The sequence below is a fragment of the Parvibaculum indicum genome, assembly GCF_011762095.1.
Classification (GTDB): domain Bacteria; phylum Pseudomonadota; class Alphaproteobacteria; order Parvibaculales; family Parvibaculaceae; genus Parvibaculum; species Parvibaculum indicum.
The window spans coordinates 1-11,820 of the sequence record NZ_JAASQO010000013.1 but is presented as its reverse complement, the minus strand read 5'-3'; the positions used below and the strand labels follow the sequence as shown (position 1 = coordinate 11,820).

Below are 11,820 nucleotides of genomic sequence, written 5' to 3'. Positions count from 1 at the left end.
ATCGCTCGCGCTTCGGCCCGCAAGGCTGAAAGGAGCCGCCATGCACGCCGTCCCGACAATCCGCAAGGTCTTCCAGGGCGTCGCCACGCGCCATGAGATGTACCGCATGTTCAACCGCCATCGCGCCGATCCCGCCTATGGCGCAGGCGACGCCGACCATCTCTTCGCCGGAGAGTGGTTCGAGATCGCCGAGGCCGAGCATGACTACATGCTCGAGATCCTGCCGCCGCTGTTCATGCGCGCCGATATGTTCGCGATGCGCGAGTTCATGACGGACAGCGTGACCAGCATCTTCTTCGCGCTCGTCATCGACGGCCGCCAGCGCTGGTTTCACGGCTATTGCGATCTCTCCGACCGCGCGTCGCCCGACCGGATGAAGGCCGCGATCATCGAGCGCGAGTCGCGGCCGGTCCGCGCCATGACGCGCGAGGAACGGCTCGAGCATATCTGGTCGAGCACGCATGACGACTATCGCGGCTATGCCGGCGAACGCTGGCCCGTCGCCATGCGCGGCCGCCGCACCGTGCTCGTCTGTGCCGGCCGGCACGGCACCGTGCTGAAGCTGCTCGACGAGCTCAGCGACGCCGAGATCGCGGCGAAGCTGCCGATTCAGCTCCGGCATCTGCCCGAGACGATCGCGGCTTAGCCCCGCGCCGTCACTCTCGACCTGCGAACAGCCCGGCCGCGCGCCCGGCTTCGCATTTCCGCAGCCGGCCGGTCGCGCCGGCTCCTCCCGTCAATCCCGCAACGCCGCCCCGTCCGCCGCCCTCCGCGGCGGCGGCGCGGTCGCGCGCGCCCAGCAGAAGGACTTTCCCAATGGCGCAGGACGACCCTTTCACCCTCGACCTCTTCGGAAACACCGCGCTTTCGTCGGGCCTCGGCCTCGGCGCCACCGCCTTCGCCGCCGACATCACCGGCGATGACGATCCCGACGACGATCCGCCGCCGTCGACGCCGTCCCCCGCGGCGCCGGCGGCCGCATCGGCGCGGCCCGCTCGATCCGATTCACGCAAGCGGGGCGCCAATTTTCATCTCGCCGGCGACCGCGGCCTGGCGAGGGGCTGGAAACAGCGCGCCCGCGACAGCATCGCGGCGGTGCGGCTCGCGACTGAGATCGAGGCCGATGAACGGCCCGCCACGCGCGATGAGCAGGAGCGGCTGATCCGCTTCACCGGCTTCGGCGCCTCCGAGCTCGCCAATGGCGTCTTCCGCCACCCGGGCGAGACGGCCTTTGCGAAAGGCTGGGACGAGATCGGCGCCGAGCTGCAGGATGCCGTCGACGATGCCGACTACGCCTCGCTGGCGCGTTGCACGCAGTATGCCCATTTCACGCCGGAGTTCATCGTCCGCGCCATCTGGGCGGGCGTGCAGCGGCTCGGCTGGCGCGGCGGCCGGGCGCTCGAGCCCGGCATCGGCACCGGCCTGTTTCCGGCGCTCATGCCGGAGGCGCTGTGCGACGTCACCCACGTCACCGGCGTCGAGCTCGATCCCGTCACCGCACGCATCGCCCGGCTCCTGCAGCCGCGTGCTCGCATCGTTGCCGGCGACTTCGCGCGCACGGAGCTGCCGGCGCGGTTCGATCTTGTCGTTGGCAACCCGCCGTTCTCCGATCGCACCGTGAGCTCGGATCGCGCGCTGCGCTCCCTCGGCCTGCGCCTCCACGACTATTTCATCGTCAAGGCGATCCGGCTGTTGAAGCCGGGCGCGCTCGCGGCCTTCGTCACTTCGCACGGCACGATGGACAAGGCCGACAGCGGCGCGCGCGAGGAGATCGCGAAGCACGCCGATCTCATCGGCGCGATCCGCCTGCCCGAGGGCAGCTTTCGCGCCGACGCCGGCACCGACGTCGTTGTCGACGTGCTGTTCTTCCGCCGGCGCAAGCATGGCGAAGCGGAAGGCGACTTATCCTGGCTCGATCTCGAGGAGGTGCGCGCCGCGACCGCGGACGACGGCGCCATCCGCGTCAATCGCTGGTTCGCCCGCCATCCCGACATGGTGCTCGGTGCGCACGCGCTGACCTCCGGCCCCTTCGGCGAGACCTACACTTGCCTGCCAAATGCCGGCGCGGATCTCGAATCCGCGCTCGCCGCTGCGATCACTTCTCTTCCGGATGACCTCTATGACGGCGAGCCGGAGCCGATCGACTTCGATGCGGAGGGCGAGGCGCCCTCTGCGCAGGCGTCCGGCGCCGGAAGCCTCACGGCGCGGGAGGGAAGCTACCTCCTCGATACCCGTCACGGCCTGATGCAGGTCCTCGACGGCAGTCCCGTCGCCGTCACCGTCCGCAAGGGCCGCAGCGCCGACGGGATTCCGGAAAAGCACGTCCGCATCATCAGCAAGCTCATCCCGATCCGCGAAGCCGTGCGCGAGGTCCTGAAATGCCAGGAGCTCGACCGGCCGTGGAAGGACGCGCAGGTCAGGCTGCGGATCGCCTGGTCGAATTTCGTGCGCAGCTTCGGCCCGATCAACACGACCGTCGTCTCCACGAGCGAGGATGAGGAGACCGGCGAGGTCCGCGAGACGCATCGCCGTCCCAATCTCCAGCCCTTCCTCGACGATCCCGATTGCTGGCTCGTAGCGTCGATCGAGGATTACGACCTCGAATCCGACACCGCGCGGCCGGGGCCGATCTTCACCGAGCGCGTGATCGCGCCGCCGGCGCCGCCCGTCATCACCAGCGCGGTCGACGCGCTGGCCGTCGTGCTCAACGAGCGCGGCCATGTCGATCCCGACCACATCGCGGAGCTGCTGCATCGCGATGTCGAGGACGTGATCGCCGAGCTCGGCAGCGCCATCTTCCGCGATCCGTCGGACGGCTCGTGGCAGAGCGCCGACGCCTATCTCTCCGGCGCCGTCAGGTCGAAGCTCGTGACGGCCGAGGCCGCGGCGGCGCTCGATCCCGCCTATGAGCGCAATGTCGCGGCGCTGCGCGATGTGCAGCCCGCCGATCTCAGGCCTTCCGACATCACCGCGCGGCTCGGGGCGCCGTGGATTCCGGCGGACGACATCGTCGCCTTCGTCAAGGAGACGATGGGCGCGGACATCAAGATCCACCACATGCCGGAACTGGCGTCGTGGACGGTCGAGGCCCGCCAGCTCGGCTGGATCGCCGCCGGCACGTCGGAATGGGGCACCGAGCGGCGGCACGCCGGCCAGCTTCTCTCCGACGCGCTCAATTCGTCCGTGCCGCAGATCTTCGACACGATCAAAGACGGCGACAGCGAGCGCCGCGTCCTCAACGTCGTCGACACCGAGGCGGCGAAGGAGAAGCTGCAAAAGATCAAGACCGCGTTCCAGACCTGGATCTGGACCGATCCGGATCGCACGGATCGGCTGGCGCGCGCCTACAACGACCGCTTCAACAACATCGTGCCGCGCGTCTTTGACGGCTCGCATCTGAAGCTGCCGGGCGCGTCCGGCGCCTTCGTGCTCTACGATCACCAGAAGCGCGGCATCTGGCGCATCATCGCCGCGGGCGCGACCTATCTCGCCCATGCCGTCGGCGCCGGCAAGACCATGACGATGGCGGCCGCCATCATGGAGCAGCGCCGGCTCGGCCTCATCGCCAAGGCGATGCTCGTCGTGCCCGGCCATTGCCTGGCGCAGGCCGCGCGCGAATTTCTGGCGCTCTATCCGAACGCCCGCATCCTCGTCGCCGACGAGACCAATTTCAGCAAGGACAAGCGCGCCAGATTCTTGTCGCGGGCGGCCACGGCGACCTGGGACGCGATCATCATCACGCACTCGGCCTTCCGCTTCATCGGCGTGCCGTCGGCTTTCGAGCAGCAGATGATCCAGGACGAGCTGGAGCTCTATGAAACGCTGCTGACCAAGGTCGAGAGCGACGACCGCGTCTCGCGCAAGCGCCTCGAGCGCTTGAAGGAGGGATTGAAGGAGCGCTTGGAGTCGCTCGCCACCCGCAAGGACGATCTCCTCACCATCTCGGAGATCGGCGTCGACCAGATCATCGTCGACGAGGCGCAGGAGTTCCGCAAGCTCTCCTTCGCGACGAATATGTCGACGCTGAAAGGCGTCGATCCGAACGGCTCGCAGCGCGCCTGGGACCTCTATGTGAAGTCCCGCTTCATCGAGACGAAAAATCCCGGCCGCGCGCTCATCTTGGCGTCCGGAACGCCGATCACCAACACGCTCGGTGAGATGTATTCGGTGCAGCGCTATCTCGGCTACGCCGCTCTCCTCGAGCGCGGCTTGCACGAGTTCGACGCCTGGGCCTCGACCTTCGGCGATGTCTCGACCGAGCTCGAGCTTCAGCCGTCCGGCCGATACAAGCCGGTCACACGCTTCGCGACCTTCGTCAACGTCCCCGAGCTGATCGCCATGTTCCGGTCCTTCGCCGACGTGGTGACGGCGGACGACCTGCGCCGATACGTGAAGATTCCGGCGATCTCGACCGGCAAGCGCCAGATCATGACGGCGAAGCCGACGCCGGCGTTCAAGCGTTACCAGATCCAGCTCGATGCGCGCATCAAGGCGATCGAGATGCGCGACCGGCCGCCGGAGCCCGGCGACGACATCCTGCTCTCCGTCATCACCGACGGCCGCCATGCCGCGATCGACCTCCGCCTTGTCGATGCGGACAACGACAACGAGGCGGACAACAAGCTGAACCTGATGATCGGCAACGCGCTGCGCATCTGGCGGGAAACCGCGGACAACGCCTATGTGCGTACCGACGGCAAGCCCTATGAGCTGCCCGGCGCCGCGCAGATGATCTTCTCCGATCTCGGGACCATTTCCGTGGAGAAGAGCCGCGGCTTCTCGGCCTATCGCTGGATCAGGGACGAGCTGATCCGCATGGGCGTGCCGGCGTCTGAGATCGCCTTCATGCAGGACTACAAGAAGTCGGAGGCGAAGCAGCGCCTGTTCGGCCACGTGCGCGCCGGCAAGGTTCGCTTCCTGATCGGCTCCTCCGATACGATGGGCACCGGCGTCAACGCGCAGCTCCGCCTGAAGGCGCTGCATCATCTGGACGTCCCGTGGCTCCCGTCGCAGATCGCTCAGCGCGAAGGCCGGATCGAGCGTCAGGGCAATCAGCATGACGTCATCGACATCTTCGCCTATGCGACCGAAGGCTCGCTCGACGCCACGATGTGGCAGAACAATGAGCGCAAGGCCCGCTTCATCGCGGCCGCGCTGTCCGGCGACATCTCGATCCGGCGCCTGGAGGATCTCGGCGAAGGCCAGGCCAACCAGTTCGCGATGGCGAAGGCGATCGCATCGGGCGACCAGCGTCTGATGCTCAAGGCCGGGCTCGAGGCCGACATCGCGCGGCTCGAACGGCTGCGCGCCGCCCATATCGACGATCAGCATGCGGTGCGCCGCCAGCTCCGCGATGCCGAGCGCGACATCGAGTTCTGCACCCGGCGCATCGCCGAGATCGGCGAGGATATTGAGCGCCTCACACCGACGAGCGGCGAGGCCTTCGCGGCGACGATCGCCGGCACGCGCCATGTCGAGCGCAAGGATGCCGGCCGTGCGCTGATGAAGGAAATCCTGACCCTCGTCCAGCTTCAGCAGGAGGGTGAGAGCATCATCGCGTCGATCGGCGGCTTCGATCTCGAATATTCCGGCGAGCGCTTCGGCCGTGACGGCTATCGTTACAGCACCATGCTGCTCCGCACCGGATCGGAATACGAGATCGAGCTGCCCGTCACAGTCACGCCGCTCGGCGCGATCTCGCGTCTCGAGCACGCGATCGACGATTTCGAAGGCGAGCGCGAGCGCTACCGCCAGCGCCTGGCCGATGCCCGCCGCAGGCTCGCCTCCTATCAGGCGCGCGATGACGGCGATTCTTCCTTCGACGGCGAACTGGCGGAAAAGCGTCGGCAATTGGCGGAGGTGGAGGAAGCCCTGGCGAGCGATGTCGAGGGTGGCGGCGAGCAGGCCGCCGCGGCGTGAAGAAAAGGATGATGAGAAAGGCCCGCTCGCAGATCGGCCAGGCCGGCAACGCTTGAGTTCAACCGCCGCCTGCGCGAGCCCGGCCCGTCGTCCTTCGCAGGGCTGTTGGCCCCGCTCGTCCGGCCGGGCAGGGGCTGCTCGGCCGCAGTTGTGCCGGCCCGACCGCTCCGCGGGCCGGGGGGTGTCTTCGGAAAGAAGACGAGGAAGGGCCGCGAGGCGCGGTCCGCCAACCCCGAAAAGGAGCATCCCATGTATCTCTTGAAAGTCGATCCGCGCGCGCTCGTCGAGAATCCCGACCATTCGCGCCAGACCAAGTCGACGCCGCAGGCCGACGCGCTGTTGCTGGCGTCCATCAAGGCCGTCGGCATCGTGCAGCCGCCCGTCGTGTCGCAGCAGGCCGATGGCGGCAACGGCTTCCTCATCAACGCCGGCCGGCGCCGCGTGCGCCTCGCCATCGCCGCGGGCCTCGAGGAAATCGACGTGCTCGTCGACGATGCGGCGAACGACAACGGCGCCATGCGCTCCTTTGTCGAGAACATCGCGCGCGAGCCGCTGAACCCGGTCGATCAGTGGCGCGCCATCGAACGCCTTGTCGCCCTCGGCTGGACGGAAGAGGCGATCGGCGTCGCCCTGACGCTGCCGGTGCGGCAGGTCAGGAAGCTCCGCCTGCTCGCAAATGTGCTGCCGGCGATGCTCGATCATATGGCCAAGGGCGACATGCCCGACGAGCGTCAGCTCCGCACGATCGCGGCGGCCTCGCCCGACGAGCAGAAGGAGGTCTGGAAGAAGCACAAGCCGTCGAAGGCCGATCCGCAGGTGTCGTGGTGGAGCGTCGCGCAGGCGCTGACCAAGGCCCGCATGTACGCACGTCATGCGAGCTTCGGCGACGACCTCGCCCAGGCCTACGGCATCCAGTGGGTCGAGGACCTGTTCGCGCCGGCCGATGAGGACAGCCGCTACACCACGGACGTCGAGGCCTTCCTCGGCGCGCAGCAGGAGTGGATGGCGGCGAACCTGCCGAGGAAGGGCATCATCGCCGAAGCGACGAACTATGGCGAGGTGAAGCTGCCGCCGAAGGCCGAGCGCGTCTATGGCAAGCCGTCGAAGAGCGATTGCACGGCCATGTATCTCGACCGCGACGGCCGCGTGCAGACGGTGCATTACCGCATGCCCGCGGCGAAGAAGCCGAAGGGCAAGGGCGCGTCCGCCGCCATTGATGCGGCAGATGAGACCGGCGCGATCTCTAAGCCGCGTCCCGACGTGACGCGCAAGGGCGTCGAGATGATCGGCGACTTCCGCACCGACGCGCTGCATGAGGCGCTCGCCCGCGCGCCGATCGAGGACGATGCGCTGATGGCGCTGCTGATCCTCGCCTTCGCGGGTCAGAACGTCTCCGTCGCGTCCGCCAGCGCCGGGACTTATTACGGCAATCGCCGGATCGCCCGCCATGCGGTGAACCTGTTCGATCAGGAAGGTCAACTCGTGCTCGACAACGACGCGCTCCGCGTCGCGGCACGGTCGATCCTCGCCGAGGTGCTGTCGTGCCGGGAGAACCGTACCGACAGCGGCATCGTCGCGCGCGTTGCCGGCGATGTCGTCGGCGCCGACAACTTCCTGCCGAATATGGGCAGCGACGACTTCCTGTCGTGCCTCTCGCGCAACGCGCTGGAGGGCTCGTGCAAGGATACGCCGGTCCTGCCGCGCCAGAAGGTGAAGGACACGCGGGCCGCCCTCGTCGAGCACTTCAAGGAGGGCCGCTTCGTCCATCCGGCCGCGTTGTTCGCGCCGGACAAGACCGCGCTCCTGAGCTGGATCGCGTCGAACGCCGTCGCCGAAGACGACGAGTCCGACGAGCCGCTCGACGACAGCGAGAATGGCGGCGAAGCCGCTGACGACGAGGCCTTCCGCGAAGCCGCGGAATAGCGCCGGCCTTCTCCTCTCCCGAACGACAACCCGCCGCCGGTCCATGCCGGCGGCGGCTTCTTTTCCACCATCCGCACAGGAGGACATCATGTCAGCACAATTGATCTACGACCTCGCGCCGCTCGGCTCGATCATCCGTTTCTCCGACGGCGCGCCGCGCCCGCCGGAACGCCATCGCAGGAAGCTCAGCGCCTGGGAGAACAACAACAGCGGCGGCCGCCTCATCCGCAAGCAGGCCGAGCGCCGCGTCGGCAATACCGTCATCGGCGCGAGCATCACCTTGCATGCCGGCGACTATGGCAGCGCCGGCGTCGTGGTGCTTCGCGTCCACCGCACGTTTTCGGTCGACAGCAGCCTGACGTTCGTCGTGACCGAGCGACCGAAGGTCGGTTCGGTCCAGGTGCTCGACCGGCCGGGCGACGACGGCGAGCTGGTCTATCTCGCCGTCCATCGCGCCGACGCGCAGGAGTGGCTGACGCGGCACGGCAATCCGAACGCCGTGCTGCGCGAGATTTCGGCCGACGAGGTCGCGGCCGCCGTCGTGGAGGGGAGGACGGCTGCATGAGCACGACCGCACCCTCCACCACGATGATCGCGGATTCCGCGACCGCATTTCCGCCGATCGCGTTCGGCCGCACGGCAGACGGAATCCTCGTCGCCCATGTCGCCGACACGGCCTTCGCGATGCTGCCGGCGCGCGACGGCCGGCACTATCTCGCCACGGGCTGGCGCATCGGCCGGCCGATGGCCGAATGGGAGCGCTCCGACTTCTACGCTCATGCCGGCGAGCTCGCCGACGAGGCGGCCTTCCGCGGCAAGGTCGCGGAAAATGCGGAGCATCAGCGCGAGAAGCGCGCGCTCGGCCGCCGCGAGATCGGCTCCACGGCGAACACGCCGTGGAGCCGGTCGCAGGGCGTGACCGTCTATGCCGAGGGCGTGGTCTGTCATTCGACGGCTGGGCACGGCGGTTTCCACCTCTCGGCCGAGCGTAATCGCAAGGTCCATTCCATGCTGCGGTCGCGCGGCGGCTGGTACGAGGAAGATGCAGGCTGGGCGATCGTCGCGCTCACCTTCCCGCATCTCTTCACCAGCTATGAGCGGCGCTGCGCCGAGCGCACGATCAAGGATAGCTGGCCGGACGCCTGGGAAGCGATCTTCGGCACGATCCTTCAGCCCGGCGAGTCTCTTGAAAGGGATCGCCGCGCCTTCGAGCAGCGGCACGCGGGCGACTGGATCGTCGTATCGGCGATCACATCGGATCAGCAGCCGGGCTTTGTCGAAGTCGTCGCCACGCCCGGCGGCCGCCGCGGCGCGGGCACTGAGGAACGGCGCTTCCTCGTGCCGTCCGGCGAGTACGAGGTCGGACGCTTCGGCTTCGTCGTCGATGAGGCGCGTCATCCGGTCTATTCGGGCCCGTCGAGCTTCATCGGCTGGCAGGGGAGGGCGCGATGACACCCTCTCCGCAACGTATCGCGCAGCTTTCGCGCATGGAGGAGGCGCGCCGCCAGACGCAGCGCCAGCTCGACATGATCGACCGGCAGATCATCCGTCGCATGACGGCGCTGATTCCACAGCTCGGTCGCAAGCGTGTCGCATATCGCCACGGCAAGCCCGCCGATCCGAGCGCGTTCCTCAAGCGCTACCGCTCGAACCTCGCGGCCATCACGGCCGAGCGTCAGCCCGAGATCGACGCCCTGTCGCGTAAGCTCGCCCGGCAGGATGCGGCGATCGAGGCGTTGCGCGAACGCTGCGGCGCCGGGCCATGCGGGTCAAGGCCGGCACAGCCGGCAGACGCCGCCGCTGTCGAGGATGGCAGGTGCGCTTGTCGGCCGGGAGAGCAGCGCGGCGGTCTGATCTAGCCGCATCGCGCGTCGCCGCCATGCGCATGCGGACGGCGGAGCGTGGCGTGAGCGTGGTGATCGGTGTGCCCAGGTCCGTCCTTTCCGGCATCGCCAAACCGGCCCGCACCCTGTCGGCCCTCCCCTCGGGTTTGCTGCGGTCTGCGCCCCCGGCGGTCCGCTTCAAGACCAAGCCGGAAGCGGCCGGAGCCCGCCGATCTCAGCAAGGCCCGGCCGCGGCCTGCGCAGGGCTTTAGCCCCGCTTGTCCCAACCGGACCTCGCTCGCCTGGCGGCCCCCCGGGTCTTGAAGCGGCCCTCGTGCCGGCGGCGCCGGGCGACCGCACCCGAAGGGGGTCCGGCAGGGGCCGGATCGACCCCGACGGTGCAACCAGGAAAGGACACTCCCATGACCAAGACCGCTCGCGCACCCCGCACCAGCGCCCGCGTTGTCCAGCTTCGCCGCGGCACCACGGTCGAAATGATCCGGCTCGTCTGCCCCGACGCCGCGCAAGCCACCCGCATCGCGGAGAGCTTCGGTCTCACCATCCTCGACAGCGACGGCATCCGCGATCTGCATCAGCGGCTCATCACCGAGACTGCGGACGCGCTCGGCGAGGGCCTCAGCGAACGCGCCATGCAGATCCACCTGCAGCGCATCGTCGGCTCCTATGTCGGCTCCGCCCACGGCGCCGGGCAGTTCTACAGCCGGGCCGTGACCGACGCCCGCGAGGCGACGGCGCGACTGGCCAACGACGCCCGCGACGAGGACCTCGACGGACCCGTCGGCTTCGACTCCGCGGCCCAGCGCAAGCGGGAGTTCGCCGCCGAGGTCGGCCTGCAGGCGCACGCCCTGCGCATGGCGGCCGAAGGCGCGATCGCCGCTTACGAGCACGTCGTCGGCGAGAGCTGGAAGCCGTTCGAGCGTCAGCCCGAGCATCCCGGCGAGACCGTCAGCCGCAAGGCGGCCGAGGTCCAGATGGCGGCATTCGAGTGATGCGGCCGGCGGGGCTTCGGCCCCGCCTTTCTTCCTCTCCGACCAATTCTGGCCGGTCCTTCGGGACCGGCCTTTTTCATGTCGCGCAGCGCGGCCGCGGAAAGAAGGCAGGACAAGGAGAGATGCGGTTGCCCATCGCGACCCGTCTCGGCTTTCGGTCCATGCTCCGGCCTGCGCGGCAGCGCAACGGCGTGGCCGTCCTCCACTGACGTTCCGGTCCGGCGCGTCGCCAGTCATCTCGCTCATGAACCTCAACCGGATGCGCGGCCGTGCGGGCCTCCGCGGCGGACCGCCGTGACGGGCCGCGATGGGCGCGGCCTCCAACGGAGGTTCGGATCATGACTGGTAAGGAAACAAAGTCCCGCGCTGCCATCTATGCGCGGATCACAGATCGCATCGTCGCCGACCTGGAGCGCGGCGTTCGCCCGTGGGTTCAGCCGTGGAGCGCCGCGAACGGCGCCGGACGCATTACGCGGCCGATGCGCCACAACGGCCTGCCTTATCAGGGCATCAATGTCGTGCTGCTCTGGTCGGAGGCCGTGGCGCGCGGCTTTGCCTCGCCGATCTGGATGACGTTCAAGCAGGCCCTCGAACTCGGCGGCAATGTCCGCAAGGGCGAGACGGCTACGACCGTCGTCTATGCCAATCGGTTCACCAGAACCGAAACCGACGAGCATGGCGACGAAGTCGAGCGCGCGATTCCGTTCCTGCGCGCCTATTCGGTCTTCTGCGTCGACCAGATGGACGGCTTGCCGGAGCACTTCTACGGCCGGCCGGCGGCGCCCGCCGCGCCGGCGCAGCGCATCGCCCATGCCGACGCATTCTTTGCCAACACCGGCGCCGCCATCCGGCATGGCGGCGACAAGGCGTTCTTCGCGCCGTCGCTCGATCTCATCCAGATACCGCCCTTCGAGTCGTTCCGCGACCCGGAGAGCTATTACGCCACGCTCGCGCACGAGACCGTGCATTGGGCCGGCGCGGAGCACCGGCTGAACCGCGATCTCTCGCGCTATCACAGCGATCGCAGCGAACGCGCCCGCGAGGAGCTGATCGCGTTATCTTGACAGTCTGCACCGATTGTCAGTGTCCTGCTTGACGTCGATGCAACAGGACTGACGGAGGCGTTATCCGGGCCGGCCGCAGCG

7 protein-coding genes and 1 pseudogene are annotated in these 11,820 nt (G+C 68.3%); all 8 read left to right on the top strand.

From position 1 onward, the window contains the following. The first annotated feature begins 40 nt into the window (after positions 1–40). Positions 41–646 carry a DUF1419 domain-containing protein gene (locus FHS78_RS15310; protein WP_167095258.1) on the top strand — a complete coding sequence of 202 codons (606 nt, stop codon included), beginning with the start codon at positions 41–43 and terminating at the stop codon, positions 644–646. A 170-nt stretch (positions 647–816) separates the two neighbouring features. Further along, positions 817–5,919, top strand: a complete 5,103-nt coding sequence (locus FHS78_RS15305; protein ID WP_167095257.1) for a DEAD/DEAH box helicase family protein — start codon at positions 817–819, stop codon at positions 5,917–5,919. A 249-nt stretch (positions 5,920–6,168) separates the two neighbouring features. Then, positions 6,169–7,842 (top strand): ParB/RepB/Spo0J family partition protein, encoded by a 1,674-nt coding sequence (locus tag FHS78_RS15300; protein ID WP_167095256.1) that lies wholly within the window; start codon positions 6,169–6,171, stop codon positions 7,840–7,842. Positions 7,843–7,930: 88 nt separating this feature from the next. Beyond that, the gene (locus FHS78_RS15295) at positions 7,931–8,407 is read left to right on the top strand and encodes a hypothetical protein (RefSeq protein WP_167095255.1); all 477 of its coding nucleotides are present in this window, start codon (positions 7,931–7,933) and stop codon (positions 8,405–8,407) included. Then, entirely contained in the window at positions 8,404–9,294 is an 891-nt protein-coding gene (locus FHS78_RS15290; RefSeq protein ID WP_167095254.1) for a DUF7007 domain-containing protein, read from the top strand. The genes FHS78_RS15295 and FHS78_RS15290 overlap by 4 nt, the downstream gene beginning before the upstream one ends. Next, entirely contained in the window at positions 9,291–9,701 is a 411-nt protein-coding gene (locus tag FHS78_RS15285) for a hypothetical protein (protein WP_167095253.1), read from the top strand. The genes FHS78_RS15290 and FHS78_RS15285 overlap by 4 nt, the downstream gene beginning before the upstream one ends. Before the next feature lie 386 nt (positions 9,702–10,087). Further along, complete coding sequence (locus FHS78_RS15280; protein WP_167095252.1) at positions 10,088–10,675, top strand: hypothetical protein; 588 nt, start codon at positions 10,088–10,090, stop codon at positions 10,673–10,675. Positions 10,676–11,013: 338 nt separating this feature from the next. After that, a pseudogene (locus FHS78_RS15275) lies at positions 11,014–11,730 on the top strand (ArdC family protein); the annotation flags it as partial. Between the last annotated feature and the right edge of the window lie 90 nt (positions 11,731–11,820).

Coding starts and splice junctions, on each gene's coding strand:
- FHS78_RS15280 (WP_167095252.1), top strand. CDS start 10,088: ATGACCAAGACCGCTCGCGCACCCCGCACCAGCGCCCGCGTTGTCCAG.
- FHS78_RS15290 (WP_167095254.1), top strand. CDS start 8,404: ATGAGCACGACCGCACCCTCCACCACGATGATCGCGGATTCCGCGACC.
- FHS78_RS15310 (WP_167095258.1), top strand. CDS start 41: ATGCACGCCGTCCCGACAATCCGCAAGGTCTTCCAGGGCGTCGCCACG.
- FHS78_RS15305 (WP_167095257.1), top strand. CDS start 817: ATGGCGCAGGACGACCCTTTCACCCTCGACCTCTTCGGAAACACCGCG.
- FHS78_RS15300 (WP_167095256.1), top strand. CDS start 6,169: ATGTATCTCTTGAAAGTCGATCCGCGCGCGCTCGTCGAGAATCCCGAC.
- FHS78_RS15285 (WP_167095253.1), top strand. CDS start 9,291: ATGACACCCTCTCCGCAACGTATCGCGCAGCTTTCGCGCATGGAGGAG.
- FHS78_RS15295 (WP_167095255.1), top strand. CDS start 7,931: ATGTCAGCACAATTGATCTACGACCTCGCGCCGCTCGGCTCGATCATC.